Genomic DNA, 18,329 nt, shown 5'->3' with positions numbered 1-18,329 from the left:
GCGACGACACGACACGTCACCACTCCCCGAGACCGCCGACCCCATGCCTGAACAGCGGAAACACAGCCCTCAAGCCCGGAAAGACAACAGCCACTCACGGGCGCACGCCGATCCGAACCGATTTTCACCGTGCCTCCCCGCAGGCCTGCCCCGCCCGCCGCGGGGGCGGGGCGGGCCTGCGGCGGATCAGGTGTGGATGCCCTGGCCGGGGGTGAGGATGCCGGCCGGGTCGTAGCGGCGCTTCGCCGCGACGGCGGCCGCCCAGCGGGAGCCGTAGTGACGGCGCCAGTCGGTCGGCGTCATGCCGGGGACGGCGCCGATCAGGTAGCGCTTGCCGCCCAGGGCGACGGCCCGGTCGTAGAGGCGACGGTTGCGGCGGAGCATGGCGGCGGTGTCGGCGCCGGGGGCGGGGAAGGAGAGCAGGTCGAAGTGCCAGCCGACCGGTGCGTCCGGCATCACGGCCATCGGGCGGGTCAGGGCGGCGGTGCGGTAGGGGTAGAGCAGGAGGAGCCCGGCGCCGAGGTCCGCGGGGGTGAGCGACGCGGTGGCCTCACGGACGAAGGCGGCCGCGGTGGAGGCGGGCAGGAAGACGCTGAGCCAGGCCTTGGGCTGGGTCCAGAGGCCGGCGGCCTTGAGGTAGCCGGCGAAGCCGTCGACCCGGAAGGCGTAGTCGCGGGCGCTCTGGTCGACGACGGTGGTCTCGCCCGGGAGGCAGCGCAGCCCGCGCAGCAGGGCGTCCCGGTCCGGGGGCGTGGTGCCGTCGTAGTGGGCGACCGTCTCGATCTTGTACCGCCACGTGCCGGCCGCGGCGTCGAGCACCGCCTCACCCGCCTGGAGGTCGAAGCGGCGCTCGGCCATCAGACGCTCCTGGTCACCGAGGTAGGCGGCGAGGTCGTCGTAGTACAGGCTGAACACCAGGGCGCGCTGGCGGGCCGGGACGAGTCGCAGCGTGGCGCGGACGATGATCCCGGCCTGTCCGCCGCCGGCCAGGACCGCCTCGAACAGCTGACGGTTGGTGGTGGCGGAGGCGGTCAGCAGCCGGCCGGTACCGGTGACCACGTCGACCGACTCGACGGTGTCCACCTGCAGGCCGTGGCGCTGCACGGCGGAGCCGATCCCGCCCACGCTGAGCGTGCCGCCGACGGAGAGGTGCAGGTAGTCCGTCAGACAGGGCGGCATCCAGCCCTGGGCGAGGGCGGCGTCGGTGAGCTGCGCCCAGGTGACGCCGGCCTCCACCACGGCCCGGCCGGGGGTGAGGGAGAGGATCCGGTCCAGGCCCCGCGCGTCGACGGCGATGCCGCCGGGTGCGGTGGCCTGGCCGTAGCCGGAGTGCGACTCCAGTTCCGCGGGGTCGCCGCCGCCGCTCTGGCCGTTCATGGCGACCGGGATCCGGTGGCGGTGGGCGAAGCCGACGACCTCGGTGATGTCGCGCACCGAGCCCGGCCGAAGTACGGCCCGGGGCGCGGCGGTCACCAGGTGCCCGAAGTCACCGGTGAACCGGGTGAGCGTGGCGGGGTCGGTGACCAGGCTGCCGTCCAGCCGGGGCAGTGCGGCCACCGCGTCCGCCGTGGCCGGGCCGTCGGTGGGGGCGCCCCGGCCGGCGGCGACGGCCCAGCTGCGGCCGGCGGTGTTCCAGCCGATGACCGTGGCCGCCGCGCCGACGAGCAGACCGCGGCGGGGCAGAGCTGACTTGCTCATGGCAGATATCTCCGATCAATCGTCATATCAGCGCAGTTGTACCGCAGTCGGCCCGTCTCCGGGCAGTCCCCTGCGCCGTTGACGGCGTGAACGGGGCGCGGGCCGTCCGGACGGCGGGCTCAGGCCGGTCCGGCGCCGTCGTCGTCCACCTCGACGATCACCAGCGTGCCCCGGCTGCCCGGGGCCACCGCGTGCGGGACGCCGGCCGCCACCACGTACAGCTCCCCGGGGCCGAGCGGGACGGCCGTGCCGGCGACCAGCAGGTCCAGCCGGCCGTCCAGGACGAGCAGCGCCTCGGCGTGCGGGTGCCGCTCCTCGGCCAGCGGCAGCTCGTCCATCCGCAGCACCTTGACGGCGGCCGTGCCGATCCGGCCGAGGACGCGCGAGCGCCAGGCCCCGGGCAGTGCGGCGGCGGTCGCGGGGACGTCGATCCGGTTCATGGCACACCTCTTCCGGCACGGTCCGGCCGCGCCCGTGATCACTGGGATGCCCGCACGCTATCCGGGACGCGGGGCGCGTTGGTCGACCGTTCGGCAAAATCTCCGGACCGCGGCCCCGCTGACACCCCGTCGGGAGGGAGGACTAGCCTGGACGCATGTTCGTTCTGGAGTTGACCTACACCGCGCCCCTGGACCGTATCGACGCCGTGCTCCCGCGGCACGTGGAGTGGCTGAAGGAGCACTACGAGGCCGGGACCTTCCTCGCCTCGGGCCGCAAGGAGCCCCGCGACGGCGGCGTGATCATCGCCGTGGCCCCGGACCGGGCGGTCGTCGAGGAGATCGTCCGGACCGACCCGTTCAGCCTGGCCGGTCTGGCGGAGTACACCGTCACGGAGTTCCTCGCCACCACCACCGCGCCCGCACTGGACGCCTACCGCCAGCAGCTGCCCGCCTGAGGACCCCGCGGGGGCCGGGCGGCCCCGGCTCCCGGGGTGGGCGCCGTGGCGTCGGTGGCCGGTGGGGTTGGTGAACGGCGGGCCGGGGGAGGAGAGCGGCAGACCATCGCGAACGGGAGCGCCGCCATGACGATCAGTCACCGCACCATCGGTACCGGCGAGCACAAGGTACTCGTCCTGCACGACTGGTTCGGCACCAGCGCGGGTTGGGGCGCGTTCCTCGACCACCTGGACCCGGACACCTTCGGCTACGCCTTCCTCGACTACCGGGGCTACGGCGAACGGCGCGACGTGGAGGGCGAGTTCACCCTGGCGGAGATCGCCTCGGACGCGCTGGCCCTGACCGACCAGCTGGGCTGGGACACCTTCTCCGTGGTCGGGCACTCGATGGGCGGCAAGGCGGCGCAGCGCGTCCTGGCCGAAGCGCCGGACCGGGTGCGCAAGCTGGTGGGGCTGGCCCCGGTGCCCGCGAGCGCCTATCCGCTGGAGGGTGACGCGTACGACCTGTTCCACCAGGCCCCGCGGCAGCCCGCCAACCGGCGGGCCATCCTGGACCTGGTGACCGGGCACCGCGCCTGCGGCCGCTGGCTGGACGCGATGACGGCCCGCTCGGTGGCCGGCTCCAGCCCGGAGGCCGTCGCCGGCTACCTCGACGACTGGACCACCCAGGACTTCGCAACGCGGATCGCCGGCAGCACCCTGCCGGTCAAGGTCTTCGTCGGTGAGCACGACCTCGCGCTGTCCGCGGAGTTGATGCGCGGCACCTGGCTGGCGCACTACCCGAACGCGGACCTGGAGGTCCTGGCCAACTCCGGGCACTACCCGATGCACGAGGTGCCGGTGGCGCTGGCGACCGCCCTGGAGGCCTTCCTGCGCGCCTGACGGGCGCTGGGGGTCGGCTCCGGGGTCGGCCTCCGGGGGCCCGACCCGGGGGAATGTCACGCCAGCGGCGGCACCTGCTCGGCCAGCCGTCGCACCAGCCGGTCCAGCCAGCCCCGGACGGTGGCCTCGTCGAAGAGGTCGGCGTCGTACTCGGCCAGGCCCGTCAGGCCGTTCCCCTCGGGGGTGAGCATCAGCAGCAGGTCCGAGCGGGCGCCGCTGCCCGGAACGTCCTCGACCACGACGTCCAGGCCGGTCAGCTCCAGGACCGGCGCCGGGGTGGTCTGCACGGCCAGCAGCACCTGGGGGAAGGACGGCGGGAGCGCCAGCCCGCGCGCCCGCAGCTCCTCCGTGACCAGGCCGAACGGAACGTCCGCCTGGTCGAGCGTGGTGGCCAGGGCCTCGCCGGCCCGGTCGACCAGCCCGGCGAACCCGCCCGGCGCGCGGCTCGGCAGCCGGACCGGCAGGTTGGTGGTGAGCAGCCCGACCAGCCGCTCGTGCTCCCGGCGCCGCCGGTTGGCGGTCGAGAGCATCACCAAGGTCTCATCCGCGCCGGTGAGTTCGCCCAGCAGATCGCCCACGGCGGCCAGCACCACGGCCGCCGGGGTGGTGGAGCGGCGGGCCGCGCACCGGTTCAGCGCCGCGGTGAGCTCGGGGGTGAGCGTGAAGGGCAGCACGCCGCCGTGCCCGGAGCGCCGTTCGGGCCGGGGCCGGTCGGTGGGCAGCGGCACCGTGAGCGGCAGTCCGGCCAGCCGCTCGGCGTACCGGGCGGTGGCCCGGCGCACCGCCTCCCGGGTCACCACCGTCCGTTCCCAGCAGGCGTGTTCGATCATCGATCCCGGCTCGGGCAGGTCGGCCCGGTGGTCCCCGTACAGCGTGCCGAGATCGGCCAGCAGGGTGGCCAGGGACCAGCCGTCCAGCACGATGTGATGGATCGTCAGCAGTAGGACGTGGTGCTCGGGGCCCAGCCGGAGCAACCGGGCCCGGAGCAGGGGCGGGGCGGCGAGGTCGAACGGGGTGGCGGCCTCCTCACGGGTGGCGGCGGCCACCGCCTCCGCGCCGCCGCCCACCGCGGCGACCGGCAGCGGCAGGCCGTCGGGCGCGGGCAGGACCTGCTGGAGCAGCCCGAGGTCGGAGGGCGCGTACCGGGTGCGCACGCTGCGGTGGCGGGCGGTCAGCGCGGTCAGGGCCCGTTGCAGGCGGGCGGGGTCGAGCGGCCCGCGCAGGGTGATCCGCTGGGTGATGTTCCACAGGCTCGGGTCGGCCACCCGGCCGTGGCTGCGGTGCATCCGGGCCTGGGCGATGCCGGCCGGTGCGGCGGCCTCGGCGGCGCCGCCGCCGGTCAGGGTGGCGAGCAGCCGGGGCCGTTCGGCCTTCACGAGGGCGACGAGCGGGGCGTCCATCGCTCCGGGCGGGGCGAGGTAGTCGAGCCGGCCGCCCTCGGCGGAGAGGACGATCTCCCGCTCGTCCAGCAGCCGGACGAGCCGCTGCCAGTCCTCGGTCGGCGCGGGCACGGCGGGCGCGGTCGGTCCGGTGGGCACGGCGGTCACAGCGTCCCTCGCTCGAAGGTCTCGGCGGGTGCGGCGGCGCGGGCGCGGTCGGCCATGCCGCGGATGGTGGGCCGGCGGAAGAAGTCGAGGATGCCGATCTCCAGGCCGGTCTCCTCGCGGACCAGGTTGAGCAGCCGGGTGGCGGCCAGCGAGTGCCCGCCCAGATCGAAGAACGAGGTCTCCACGCCCGGGGCGGGGACGTCCAGCTCCTTCGCCCAGAGCTGTTGGAGGCGCTGCTCCAGCTCGGTGGCGGGGGCGGTGTCCGCGTCGGCGCCGATCGGCACGGCCGGGGGCAGTGCGGCGCGGTCCAGCTTGCCGTTGCGGGTCAGCGGCACGTGGGTGACGCGGGCCCAGAGCCGGGGCACCATGTGCTCGGGCAGCCGGTCGGCGAGCTCGTCGCGCACCCGGGCGAGGGCGGCGGCCGCGTCGGGAGCTGCCGGAGCTGGGTGAGCTGCCGGAGCTGTCGGAGCTGCCGGAGCCTCGGGGTCTTCGGGGGCTTCGGGGGCTTCGGCGGCTTCGGGGGCGAGCACGACGTACGCGGCGAGCGCGGTGCCCTGCGGGCCGTGGTGCGCGGCGACGGCGGCCTGCCGCACCCCGGGGACGGCGCGCAGCACGTTCTCCACCTCCCCTGGTTCGATCCGGTAGCCGCGGATCTTCACCTGCTCGTCGATCCGGCCGAGGAGCTCCAGCGTGCCGTCGGGCCGCAGCCGGCCGAGGTCGCCGGTGCGGTAGCGCAGGCCCTGCGGGGTGCGGACGAAGGCGGCGGCGGTCTCCTCGGGGCGGTTCAGGTAGCCGAGGCCGACCTGGTCGCCGAGCACGTGGATCTCGCCGACCGCGCCCTCCGGCACCGGCCGGCCGTGCGGGTCGAGCAGCTGGACGCGGCTGCCGGGGACGGGGCGGCCGACCGGGGCGTGGTCGGGGCCGTCGGCGGAGAGTTCGACGCTGGTCATCGCGTGGGTCTCGGTCGGCCCGTAGTGGTTGAACAGCCGGCACCGCGGGTTCTCCCGCAGGAAGGCGCGCAGCGCGGGGGTGAGCAGCAGCTGCTCGCCGCCGGAGACGATTTCGCGCAGGTCGGGCACCGGGGCCTCGGCCAGGGCGCCGAGCAGGCCGGTCAGGGTGGTGTGCGGGAGGTGGATGCGTTCGGTGCGGGTGCGCCGGAGGTGGTCGGCCAGTGCCCGGGCGTCGTAGCGGGTCGCCTCGTCGACGAGGACGAGGGTGCCGCCGCCGGCGAGGGCGGTGAGGGTCTCCTGGACGCAGACGTCGAACCCGCAGGAGGCGTACTGCAGGGTGCGCAGCGGGCCGTGCTGGTCGGTGTTCCAGTCGACCAGGGACCGCAGGCCGCGGTAGGGCATCACGACGCCCTTGGGCCGGCCGGTGGTGCCGGAGGTGTAGAGGCAGTAGGCAGGTGACTCGGGATCGGGGTCGACGGCGGCGGGTGCCGGCGGCACCGCGCTCCCGTCGTCGGCCAGGACGGCGGGCAGGGCGATGCCGAGCCGGTCGGTGCCGGTGCGGGTGAGCAGGACGGGCGCGCCGCTGTCGGCGGCGATCAGCCGGCAGCGCTCGGCGCCGTGCACCGGGTCGATCGGTACGTGGACGGCGCCCAGGCGGACGACCGCGAGCAGCGCGGCGACCTGGTCGGCGGAGCGCGGCAGCAGGGTGGCGACGGGGGTGCCGGCGGTGACCCCGGCGGCGGCCAGCAGCGCCGCCAGCCGCTCGGCCCGGTCGGTGATCTCGCGGTAGGTGACCGGGGTGCCGTCCGGGGTGAGGACGGCGGTGCGGTCGGCGTGCGCGGCCGCCGTGCGGGCCAGCCGTTCGCGCAGCGACGGGGTGCCGGGCAGGGCCGGGGTGGCCACCTCGCGGCCGCCGGGCAGCAGCTCGGCCACCGGGCGGGCGGGGTCGGCGACGGCGGCGGCCAGCAGCTGCTCGAAGGCGGTCAGCAGGCGCTCGACGCTCTCCCGGTCGAAGAGCGCGGTGGCGTACTCGACGTGGCAGCGGATGCCCTCCGGCAGGTTGGTGAGGAACAGGGTGAGGTCGAAGCCGGACTTGTCGACGACGTCGTCCAGCGGCCGGGCCTCGATGCCGGGCAGGTCGAGCTCGAACAGTGCGTGGTTCTCGAACTCCACCATCACCTGGAAGAGCGGGTTGCGGCTGGTGTCGCGGGCCGGGTTCAGCTCCTGCACCAGGACTTCGAACGGGAGCCGCTGGTGCTCGTAGGCGTCCAGTGCGGTGGTCCGCACCCGGGCGAGCAGCCGTTCGAAGTCGGGCTCCCCGGACAGGTCGAGGCGCAGGGCGAGCGTGTTGACGAAGAAGCCGACCAGGTCCTCGGTGCCCTCCTCGCGGTTGGCGACGGGGGTGCCGAGCACGAGTTCGTCCTGGCCGCTGAAGCGGTGCAGCACGCCGGCGAACGCGGTGAGCAGCACCATGAACAGGGTGGAGCGCCGGGAGCGGGCCAGCTCCCTTACCCGGGCGGAGAGTTCGCCGTCGAGCAGGCGGACGAAGGCGCGGCCCCGGCCGTCCGGCAGGGCCGGGCGCGGCCGGTCGGTGGGCAGCGCCAGTACCGGCAGCTCGCCGCCGAGGACCTCGCGCCAGTGCGCCAGGCTCGCGGCGTGCGCGCCCTCGGCCACCAGGGCCCGCTCCCGGGCCGCGAACGCGGCGTAGTCGGTGGGCAGGTGCGGCAGTTCGGGGCGGCGGCCCGACTGCGCGGCCCGGTAGAGCTCGCCCAGCTCGCGGGTGATCACCACGGCGGAGAGGGTGTCGATGACGATGTGGTGCATGGCGAGGACGAGCACATGGCGCTCCTCGGCCAGACGCAGCAGCCGGGTGCGCAGCAGCGGGCCGGTGGCCAGGTCGAAGCGGTGGGCGCCCTCCTCGGCGACCAGCGCGCGGACGGCCCCCTCCCGGTCCTGCCCCGGCGGGGCGTCCTCGACCGGGAGCGGCGCACCGGTGGCGGGCAGCACCACCTGGTACGGCTCGCCGTCCTGCTCGCGGAAGACGGTGCGCAGCGCCGGGTGCCGTTCGGTCAGGGCGTGCAGGGCGCCGGCCAGCGCGCGGTGGTCGAGCGGCCCGTCCAGGGCGATGGCCTTGACCTCGTTGTACCGGGAGCTGTCGGGTAGCATCCGGTGCAGGAACCACATCCGCTGCTGGGCGTACGACAGCGGCGCGCGCCGCTCGCGGGGCCGCTGGGCGGTGCGGCGCAGCTCGTCCAGGTACGGCAGGCCGGCGGCGACGAGCTCGGGCGAGAGGCCGAAGTCGACGAAGGCGGCGATCTCGTCGGCGCCGGCGGCGCGCAGCGAGTCCAGGACGGTCCGCACGCTCTCCGGGGTGCCGATCAGTGCGCGCGAGGCGCAGTACCGCTCGTAGGCGCGTTCCAGGACGAACTCCAGGTCCTCCTCCGGGGTGTTCTCGTAGTCCAGGGTGAGGCCGAGGCTGTTGGCGACCTGCCCGAAGAGCGAGAGCGAGGAGCGCAGGTAGCCGCAGAACGGGCGGTAGGCCTGCTCGCGGGCGGTGGCGAGGTCGGCGCCGAGGTAGCTGTGCACCAGCACCACCACGCGCCCGGCCTCGGGGTCCAGGCCGTGCTCGGCCCGGGTGCGCCGGTAGAGGGCGACGTTGGCGGCCAGCTCCTCGACGCTCTGGGTCATCAGGTTGGTGATCACGCCGAGGTCGTGGCGGGCGGCCTCGCGGAAGCTGTCCGGGTTGCCGACGATCGCCGTGTACATCGGCGGCAGCTCCTGGAGCGGGCGCGGGTGCAGGTGCACCTCGATCTCCTCGCCGCTGCCGTTGCGGCCCCGGTAGGGCTCGCCGCGCCACAGCGCCCGGATGGTGTCGACCTGCCGGTGCATCAGCTCCTTGTGGGTGCCGTAGCGGTCGGGGAAGAACAGGAAGTCGTTGGGGTGCCAGCCGCTGGCGCAGCCCAGGCCGACCCGCCCGCCGGACAGGTTGTCGACCACCGACCACTCCTCGGCGACCCGGACGGGGTGGTGCAGCGGCAGCACGGCGCAGCCCGCGTTCAGCCGGACTCGCTCGGTCTCCCGGGCCAGCGCGGCGGCCAGCACCGAGGGGTTGGGGAAGATGCCGCCGAAGGAGTGGAAGTGCCGCTCGGGCAGCCAGACGGCGTGGAAGCCGTTGCGGTCGGCGAACCGGGCGCTCTCCAGGACGATCCGGTAGCGGTCCTCGGGCCGGGTGTCGAGCGGGTAGTCGCCGAAGAAGGAGAGGCTGAAGTCGACCTCGCGGTCCGGGTCACCGGCGGGCGCGGGGACGGGGACCGGCGCAGGGACGGGCGCGGGGACGGGGGTGGGCGCGGGCAGTTCGAGGCGCGGGGCGGGTACGGACGGCACGGCCACCCCGCGCGTCGAGGGGAAGAAGCCGCCGCGCCGCATGTCCCGCAGGGAGGAGCGGACGGCGTCGGCCACGAACTCCACGTCGCCGTCGGAGTGCGCGGTGGAGAGGAAGAAGTTGCGCCACTCCCAGACGTAGACCCCCTTGACCAGCAGGTGGTGGAAGAGCAGCTCCATGTCGGCACGCGGCTCGAAGCGGAAGAGCGAGCCGAAGTGCGCCAGCCGGAGCGGGAACTCCTCCTCCTCGAAGAAGCCGTTGAGGGTGGTTGCCAGCTCCCCGGTCCGGGCGTTCAGCCGCTCCTGAAGGCCCGGCCCCTGCTCCTTGAAGTGCCGCAGCACGGCACGGCAGGCGGCCATCGACAGCGGGTGCTGGATGTAGGTGCCGCCGAAGAAGGTGGTGTCGTTCGGCGGGTGGCTGGCGTCCCCGTACTGCCAGAAGCCGCCGTCGATGCCGTCCATCACGGCCGCCCGCCCGGCGATGGCGCCGATCGGGAAGCCGCCGCCGAGGACCTTGCCGTACGTCGAGAGGTCGGGCTCCACGCCCCAGAACCCGCGGGCGCCGCGCAGGTGCGGCCGGAAGCCGGTGAGCATCTCGTCGAAGATCAGCACGATGCCGCGGCGGGCGGTCAGGTCGCGCAGCCCCCGGACGAACTCGGCGGGCTGGCGGGACGGGTGGCGGCTCTGCACCGGTTCGACGAGCACGGCGGCGATCCGGTCACCCAGCTCGTCGATGACCCGCAGGCTCTCCGGCTCCCCGTACGGCAGCACGACCAGGTCGGCGACCGCGCTGCCGGGGATGCCGATCGACACCGGGACCGTCTCGCGCTCGGCCCCGTGGCCCACCGGGCGGCCCAGCGTGTGGTCGAAGTGCCCGTGGTACGAGCCCTCGAACATCACGATGGTGTCCCGCCCGGTGTACGCCCGGGCCAGCCGGATCGCCCCCGCGTTGGCCTCCGTCCCGGAGTTGGCGAACGCGACCCGCTCGGTGCCGGTCAGCTCCGCGAGCAGTTCGGCGGCCTCGCCGGTCTCCGCGCCGCGCGGACCCAGCCGCAGACCGCCGGCCAGGTGCTCGCGGACGGCCTCCTGGACGAAGGCGGGCTCGTGGCCGAAGAGCAGCACGCCGAAACCCATCGTGATGTCGACGTAGGAGTTGCCGTCGACGTCCTCCAGCCGGGAGCCCTGCGCCCGGCGGGCGGCGAGCGGGTAGAGCATCTCCTTGGTGGCCGAGCGGAAGCCGACCACGGCCCGGCTGTCCGCGAGCACCCGGCGGTGGCGCTGGGTGAGCGCCTTGGAGGCGGCGGTACGGGCGGTGAAGCGTTCGACCAACTCGTCGAGGTGGCGGCGCTGTTCGCCGGTCAGGCCGCCCCCGGCCATCCCGGAGTCCCGGGCGACCGTGACGCGCGGGCCGTGCACCTGTGCTTGCGATGGGGTGGCCGGCTGGGCCGGTGTGGCGGGGAGTTCCGGTGCGACCGTGACGGCGGCGGCCGCGGCGGTGGCTGCGGCGGTGGGCAAAGCGGGCGCGGTCGGCGTGGCGGGCGTGGCGGGGGTGGCGGGCGTGGCGGGGGCGCCGGCGAGCAGGGCGAGCTGGTCGGCCATCAGCTGGGAGAACTGGCCCATCAGGGCGAGCTGGCGTTCGATCACCGCGCCGGCCCCGTCGGGAGCGGCGGCCGCCACCGGGGTGACGGGAGCCGCAGCGACGGGGGCCGGGGTGGGCGCCGGCTGTCCGGGCGTCGGCGCGGGCGCGGCCGGTGCCACCGCCAGGGGCGCCGGTACCGGCGCGGGCACCGCTTCCGGAGCCGCCGGCGTCGGCGCGGGCACCAGGCCGGCCAGCGCCTCGGCGCTCATCCGCCCGGCGATCAGCCCGGCCAGCCGCGCCGGGGTGTCCGCGTCCTCGAACAGCTCGCGCATCGGGACCCGCACCCCGAAGGCGCGCTCCAGGTCCCGGATCATGTTGATCATCGACAGCGAGTCGGCCCCGAGGTCGAAGAAGGGGTCCTCGGTGCCCACCGCCTCCTCCGCCACGCCGAGCTGACGCGCGGTCTGCGCGACGACCCGGCCCAGGACCAGGGCGGCCGCCTGCTCCAGCGGGTCCGGCGCGGGGGTGTCGGTCATGACGGGCTCCTCCAGGACGGTGCGTTCGGCTACGGGCGGGGCCGCCGGCCCGGGACGGGCCCCGGCCACGGTCAGCGGTACGGAACCCGACAGCGGTACGGAACCCGACAGCGGTGCGGGCCCCGGCGCCGGTACGGGCCGGGGCGCGGGCGGCGACGCGGTCGAGGCGTCGGCCGTGTCTCCGGCGCCGGGCGCGGTGAACCAGTGGTAGGTACGGTGGAACGGTCGGCCCGGCAGCGGGACGCGCCGCGCGGGCCCGTCCGGCCACCGCCGGGCGGCGGCGGCCGCCGCCCAGTCCACCGGCACCCCGTGGGTCCACAGCGTGCCCAGTGCGGTGAGCAGTTGGCGCTCCGGGCCGCGACCGCGGCGTCCGCTCGGCACGAACACCGCCCCCGCGAGTTCGCGCCGGCCCAGCCCGCTCAGGGTGTGGTGCGGACCGACCTCCAGGAAGAGCCCGTGGCCGAGCCCGTCGAGCGTCGCGAGCACCCGGTCGAAGCGCGCGGTCTCCCGGGTCTGGCGGACGAAGTGGTCGGGGCCGGGCACCGTGCCCGGTGCCAGCGGCACGCCGTCCAGATTGCTCACCAGCGGGACCCGCAGCGGCCGGAGGGTGATCTGCTCCAGCCGGTGCCGGAACGCCTCCAGCATCGGCTCCATCAGCCGGGAGTGGAACGCCCGGTCGGCGGTGAGCCGTTCGGTTCCGACACCCTCCAGGGCGAGCACCGCCTCCGCTCCCGCGATGTCCCCGGGCCGCCCGGCCAGGACGCACTGCCCGGCGCCGTTCACCACGGCCAGGTCCACCCCGGGCAGCCACTCGGCGAGCGCGCCGAGGCGTTCGGCGGACGCGGTGGCCACCGTCATCGCCCCCGGCTCCGTCGAACGGTGCATCAGCCGCCCGCGCACCCCGGCCAGGAAGAGGCCGTCGGCCAGTGAGAAGGCCCCGGCCGCGTAGGCCGCCGCGTACTCGCCCGCGCTGTGCCCCGCCACCGCCGCCGGCCGCAGCCCGAACTCCTCCCAGAGCGCGGTGTACGCGGCCTGCACCGCGAACAGCGCGGGCTGCGCGGCCTCGGTGGTCCACGGCTGCTCCTCGCCGTCGGGACCGGGCTCCAGCAGCAGGGGCAGCAGCGACTCCCCCCAGGTCTCGCGGTGCAGCCGGTCACAGGTGTCCAGCACCTCCCGGAACACCGGGTACGCCCGGTACAGCCCGGCGGCCATGCCCCGGTACTGCGCGCCCTGTCCGGTGTAGAGCAGGACGGGGACCGGTGTGCCGCGCCCGGCGTCCCGCGCCGAGTGCGCCGGGCCGGAGGGCCGCCCGCCGACGAACCCGGCGAGCGCGTCGGCGAGTTCGGTGGGCCCGGTGCCGGTGACGGCGAGCCGGTGGCGCAGCGGGCGGCGGCCCGCGCCGAGGGTGAGCAGCAGGTCGGCCGGGCGGGGCGGGTGTTCGGCGCGCAGCCGGTCGAGCACGGTGGCCGCGAGGTCGGTGAGCGCCTGCGGGCTGCGGGCCGACAGCGGCAGCAGGGCGACCGGCGGTTCGCTGTCGGGGGCGGCGGGGGCGTCCGCGGGGGCGCCGGCCGGCGCCTCCTCCAGGATCAGGTGGGCGTTGGTGCCGCCGACGCCCAGCGCGCTGACCCCGGCCCGGCGCGGGGCATCCCCGGTGGGCCAGTGCGATGCCTCGGTCGGGAGCGTGAAGGGGCTGCCGGCCAGCCCGAGAGTCGGATTGGGCCTGGTCAGGTGGGTCACCGGCGGGATCGCCCGGTGGCGCAGCGCGAGGACGGCCTTGATCAGACCCGCCATCCCGGCGCAGGTGTCCAGGTGGCCGATGTTCGGCTTGACCGAGCCGAGGGCGCAGAAGCCGACCGCCCCCGTACGGGCCCGGTAGGCACGGGTGAGCGCCTGGACCTCGATCGGGTCGCCGAGCGGGGTGCCGGTGCCGTGCGCCTCGACGTAGCCGATGCTGTCGGCCGGCACGCCCGCCACGTCCAGTGCCCGGCCGACCACGGCGGCCTGGCCGTCCAGGCCGGGCGCGGTGTAACCGACCTTGCCCGCACCGTCGTTGTTGACGGCTGAGCCGAGGATCACCGCGTGCACGGTGTCGCCGTCGGCCAGCGCCCGGTCGAGGCGCTTGAGCAGGACGGCGGCGACGCCGTTGCCGCCCACCGTTCCGGCGGCCCGCTCGTCGAAGGCCCGGCAGACGCCGTCGGGCGCCAGGATCGAGCCCTCCTGGTAGCGGTAGCCGGCGGCCTGCGGGACGTGCAGGGCGGCGGCGCCCGCGAGCGCGAGGTCGCTGTCACCGGTCAGCAGCGACTGGACGGCCAGGTGGACGGCGACCAGCGAGGTGGAGCAGGCGGTCTGCACGCCGACGGCGGGCCCGGTGAGGCCGAGCCGGTAGGCGACCCGGGTAGCCGCGAAGTCGGCCTGGTTGCCGATCGCCACCTGCAGCGCCTCGACCGGCCGGGCCGGGTCGGCGGCCGTGCCGATGGCGTGCTGGAGGTAGCCGCGCAGCGAGTACAGCGTCATGCCGGTGCCGGCGAAGACCCCGACCCGGGTGTCCGGCGCGGTGTCGCCGTAGCCGCCGTCGTCCAGGGCCCGGGCACAGGTCTCCAGCAGCAGCCGCTGCTGGGGGTCCATCAGGGCGGCCTCGGCGGCGCTGATGCCGAAGGCCTCGGCGTCGAAGTGGCCGATGTCGGCGATCGGCGCGGTGACCGGGACGAAGTCGGGGTGGCTGTACTCCTCGGCCCGGATGCCGGCGGCGGCGAGCTGTTCGGGGGTGTATCGGGTGGTGCTGACCACGCCGTCGACGATGTTGCGCCAGTACTCCTCGGGGGTGTCCGCGCCGGGCAGCCGCAGTGCCAGGCCGATCACCGCCACCCGCCGGTCGGCGGGCACCTCCGGCGCGGGCGCGGCGGAGGTCGGTGCCGGCTCCGGCGCACCGCCGGCCAGCTGGGCCGCCAGCGCGTCCACGGTGGGGTGCCGGAACAGCGCGGTCGGCTCCAGCCCGGGCGCCGGGCCCGCCGCCAGCGCGGCCTGGACTCGCATCAACTGCACCGATCCGAGGCCGAGTTCGTGGAAGGGCCGGCCGGGGTCGACCGGTTCGCCGAGGACGGCCTCGAAGGTGTCCAGCACGGCGCGGCGCAGCTCGGCCGGGGCGGGCGGCGCCACCACCGGGCGCGCCGGACCGGCGGCGGGCGGCTCCGGGGCGTCGGCGACCAGCCGCGGCTCACCCGCCAGCAGTCGGCGCCGGGCGGCGGGGCGGGTGCCGTCGGGACCGGCGTAGTAGTGACCGGGCGGGGCCGCGAGCAGCGCGGTGGCCAGCCGCCGGCCCTCGGCGGCGTCGAGCACGGCGATCCCGCGCTCGGCGGCGGCCGCGTCGTGGGAGGCCTCCCGGTTCATCCCGACACCCCGCCACAGGCCCCAGGAGACCGTCCAGGCCGCGACCCGGTGCTCCCGGCGCAGCCGCTCGACCGCCGCCTCCAGGGAGCGGTTGGCCGCCGCGTACCCCGCCGAGCCGACCGCCTCCTGGAACCCGATCATCGAGGAGTAGCCGACGAACTGGGCACCGGGGCGGGCCGCCACCAGCTCGGCCAGCGCGTCGGTGCCCGCGGTCTTGGCCCGGACGGCCTCCTGCCACCGCTCGGGTCCGAGCTCCTCCAGCAGGCCGATCCGGTACTCGCCGGCCAGGTGCAGGACGCCCTCCAGCGGCGCGCCCCAGGCCTGTTCGGCCTCGGCGACGGCGGCCGCCAGGGCCCGGCGGTCCGTCACGTCGGCCGTCCGGTACTCGACCCGGCCGCCGGCCCGCACCAGGCGCTCCAGCGCGGCGCGGCGCGCGGCCGCCGCCGGACCGCCCGCGGCCGGGTCGGTGCGCCCGACCAGCAGCAGGTGCGGGCCGTACCGGCGGAGCAGTTCCGGGAGCAGTTCCCCGGCGAGGCCGCCCAGCCCGCCGGTCACCAGCCAGCGGGCCCCGGGGGAGAGCAGCGTGCAGGCCGGTGCGGCGGCGGCCTCCGGCGCGGTGAGCGGGGCGAGCGGGCCGAGCCGGGGTACGTAGGGGCGCCCGTCGCGCCAGGCGGCCTCGGGCTCGCGCCGCGGGTCGGCGAGGAAGGCCAGCACGGCCCGCGGGTCTGTCGGGGCGTCGGCGGGCAGGTCGAGGTGGCGGGCCCCGGCGAGCAACCGCTCGGCCCGGGCCCCGGCGGTCAGGGCCGCGGTCGGCGCGGCGACCGGCCGCGGCAGCTCGCCGTCGGCGAGCGCGTGCAACCCGGCGCTGACAGTGACGAGTTCGACCCCGTCCGGACCACCGCCGTACCGGTGGGCCAGCGCCCGGGTCAGTCCGAGCAGGGCCTCGCCGCACAGCACCTCGTCCGGCTCGGCAACCTGCGCCCACAGGTGCAGCACCCGGTGCGGGCGGCGGCCGGCCGCCTCCAGCTCGTCCAGCAGCCGCGGCCAGCTCCCGGCCCGCCGCTGGTCGAGCGCGTAGCCGTCGCCCAGCCGGGCGAAGGACTCTGCTTGGGACGCCTGGACGGTGTCCGGCAGCACGGCGGCGAGTGCGTCCGACAGCGTGCCCGGTCCGACCGGCCCGAGCAGCAGGACGGTCCCCGGCGGTGGCACCGGAGCGGCGTCCGGCGCGGGCCGGGGCTCCCAGGCCGCACGGCGGACGACGTCCGGCACGGTGCGGGCGTTGCCCTCGGCGAGGTCGAGGCGGGTGATCAGCGCGTCCAGGCCGCCGTCCAGCAGCCGGGCGCGGATCGCGGTGCGCTGGATCTTGCCGCTGGTGGTGCGGGGGAAGTCGGCGGCCGGGACGGGCAGCACCAGCGCGGCCGACAGCCCGAACCGCTCGGCCAGCGCGGCCCGTACGGCGCCCGCCGTCCGGTGCGGCTCGCCCGCCTCCGGGGCGGCCACGAAGAAGACCGCCAACTGCTCGCTGCCGCTGCGCTCGTCGGGCACCCCGCACGCGGCGACGTGACCGGAGAGCACCCCGTCGACGGCGGACACCACGTCCTCCAGGTCGTGGCAGAAGTGGTGGACGCCGTTGATGATGATGATCTCCTTGCGCCGACCGGTGAGGATCACCTCCCCGTCGCGCAGGTAGGCGAGGTCCCCGGTGTCGAACCAGCCGTCGGCGGTGGCGGATTCGCGGTCCGCCCGCGGGTTGTTCAGGTAGCCGGGAGTGACCCGGCCGGAGGAGACCTGGAGCCGTCCGATCCGCAGCTCGGGCAGGACGGCGCCCCGGTCGTCGGCGACCCGCAGCCGCGCGCCGGCGGCCGGGCGGCCCATCGAGAGGAAACGGGTAGCCGCCTCGTCCGAGCCCTCCGGCAGCGGCCGCAGCGCTCCGGTCAGCGAGTCGGTGGCCAGGACCTGGACGGCGCCGGGTTCGCCGTAGCGCTTGTAGGTGATGACGGTGCAGGTCTCGGCCATGCCCCAGGCGAGCAGCAGGTGGTCGGGCCGCAGCCCGGAGGGGGCCAGCCTGGCCAGGAACTCCTCGGCGACGCCCTCGGTGCACTGCTCGCCCGCGTTGATCAGGGACTTGACGGCCGAGAGGTCCCAGCGCCGCCCGGGGGCGGCCCGCAGCGCCTCGGCGACCAGGCGGTAGCCGAAGTTCGGCGACCAGGAGTGCGCGGCGCCCCGGCGCTCCAGCGTGTCCAGCCACAACAGCGGGTCGGCGAGGACGAGTTCGGTGGGGATGTGGGTCTGGTCGCAGGCCGCCACGACGTCCCGCAGGTGGAACATCAGCAGGCCCGCGACATGGTCGAGCGGCAGCCAGTTGACGGTCGGGTCGCCGGGCGCGAAGCCCTGCTCGCAGGCGCCCGCCACGTACTCCAGGATGCCGCGGTGGCTGATCCGGATCGCCTTGGAGCGGCCGGTGGAGCCGGAGGACAGCTGGAGGATCGCGACATCGCCGCCGGCGCCGTGCGGCGCGGCGGGCGGCTGCGCGGCGGAGCGGTCGACCGGGATCACCCGCAGACCGGCGGCCCGCGGGTCCAGCCGGCCGATGCCCGAGAGCCCGGCGACGGCCTCACCGGCGGCCAGCACCGGCGGGTGCTCCAGCGTCTCCCAGGCGTTGACCAGCTTCTCCAGGACGGGGCCCGGGCGGTCGTAGCCCGGCGGGCGGGCCACCGTGACGGGCAGGACGCCGCCCAGCAGACAGGCCCAGAGCGCGGGGAAGTAGTGCTCCAGGTCGGGGACTTGGAGGATCGCGCGGTCGCCCGGGCCGAGGCCCGCGGCGGTGAGGGTGCCGAGCACGCGCAGCGCCCGGTCCAGCAGCTCGGGGTAGCGCAGGGTGGTCGCGCCGCCGTCGGCGCGCACCAGGTGCAGGCCGCGTTCGGGGTGCAGCCGGGCGGCGCGCAGCAGCGCGTCGGGCAGGTCGGCGGGGCCGTCGGGCAGCGCCGTCAGGACGGGTCCGACGGCGACGGCGGGCTCGCCGGTCGCGGGCTCGGGCTCCGCCGGCGGCTCCGGTGCGGCCGGCGCGGCGACGCCGAACGGGCGCCAGCGGCCGGTGAGTTCGCTCAGGTGCCGGCGGGCGGGGCGGGGGTGCTCGCGCGGGTCGCGGGCGGCGGCCAGGGCGGCGGCGTCGGCCGCCCCGTCGGCGGTCCGGGGGATGCCGTCCACCAGGCGGATCTCCGCGTCGGGGGCGTCCTCCAGCAGGTGGGCGGCGGCCCAGCGGCGCAGTCCGGCGTGGTCCCGGTCGTCGGCCGGCACCAGGTAGACGATCGGCTCGGCGCCGCCCGGGGAACCGCCGGGGACGAGGGCGCAGTCGGCCAGGCCGGTGTGGCGCAGCAGCCGGCCCTCCACCACGTCGGCTCTGGGGCGGTCGGGGCCGGGGACGCTCATGCGGGTCGTACCTTCCTGGGCTCTGCGACAAGGGCGGGCGGGGCG

At 76.2% G+C, this 18,329-nt stretch carries 6 protein-coding genes; 2 read left to right on the top strand and 4 right to left on the bottom strand.

Translation table 11 applies throughout. From position 1 onward, the window contains the following. Positions 1 to 186 precede the first annotated feature (186 nt). Both ACIF6L_RS27675 and ACIF6L_RS27670 read right to left on the bottom strand, forming a co-directional pair. A complete protein-coding gene (locus ACIF6L_RS27675; RefSeq protein ID WP_396490100.1) occupies positions 187 to 1,698 on the bottom strand; it encodes an FAD-binding protein in 1,512 nt (503 codons plus the stop codon). 119 nt (positions 1,699 to 1,817) lie between these two features. Next, on the bottom strand, positions 1,818 to 2,138 hold the full coding sequence (locus ACIF6L_RS27670; protein ID WP_359809082.1) for a cupin domain-containing protein: 321 nt from the start codon (positions 2,136 to 2,138) through the stop codon (positions 1,818 to 1,820). A 155-nt stretch (positions 2,139 to 2,293) separates the two neighbouring features. On the opposite strand from ACIF6L_RS27670, the gene ACIF6L_RS27665 reads away from it, so the two are divergent. Further along, the gene (locus tag ACIF6L_RS27665) at positions 2,294 to 2,593 is read left to right on the top strand and encodes a YciI family protein (RefSeq protein WP_329485784.1); all 300 of its coding nucleotides are present in this window, start codon (positions 2,294 to 2,296) and stop codon (positions 2,591 to 2,593) included. A 126-nt stretch (positions 2,594 to 2,719) separates the two neighbouring features. Next, positions 2,720 to 3,475, top strand: a complete 756-nt coding sequence (locus ACIF6L_RS27660; protein ID WP_396490101.1) for an alpha/beta fold hydrolase — start codon at positions 2,720 to 2,722, stop codon at positions 3,473 to 3,475. Positions 3,476 to 3,531: 56 nt separating this feature from the next. On the opposite strand, the gene ACIF6L_RS27655 is transcribed toward ACIF6L_RS27660, so the two are convergent. Both ACIF6L_RS27655 and ACIF6L_RS27650 read right to left on the bottom strand, forming a co-directional pair. Then, positions 3,532 to 5,022 carry a condensation domain-containing protein gene (locus ACIF6L_RS27655; RefSeq protein ID WP_396492598.1) on the bottom strand — a complete coding sequence of 497 codons (1,491 nt, stop codon included), beginning with the start codon at positions 5,020 to 5,022 and terminating at the stop codon, positions 3,532 to 3,534. Continuing rightward, a complete protein-coding gene (locus ACIF6L_RS27650; protein ID WP_396490103.1) occupies positions 5,019 to 18,284 on the bottom strand; it encodes a MupA/Atu3671 family FMN-dependent luciferase-like monooxygenase in 13,266 nt (4,421 codons plus the stop codon). Before ACIF6L_RS27650 ends, ACIF6L_RS27655 begins: the two co-directional genes overlap by 4 nt. Positions 18,285 to 18,329 lie beyond the last annotated feature (45 nt).

It is taken from the genome of Kitasatospora sp. NPDC086009 (genome assembly GCF_044540385.1).
In the GTDB taxonomy this organism is placed as follows: domain Bacteria; phylum Actinomycetota; class Actinomycetes; order Streptomycetales; family Streptomycetaceae; genus Kitasatospora.
Note: the sequence above shows the minus strand (reverse complement) of the source record. Positions and strands in the feature narration are given on the sequence as shown.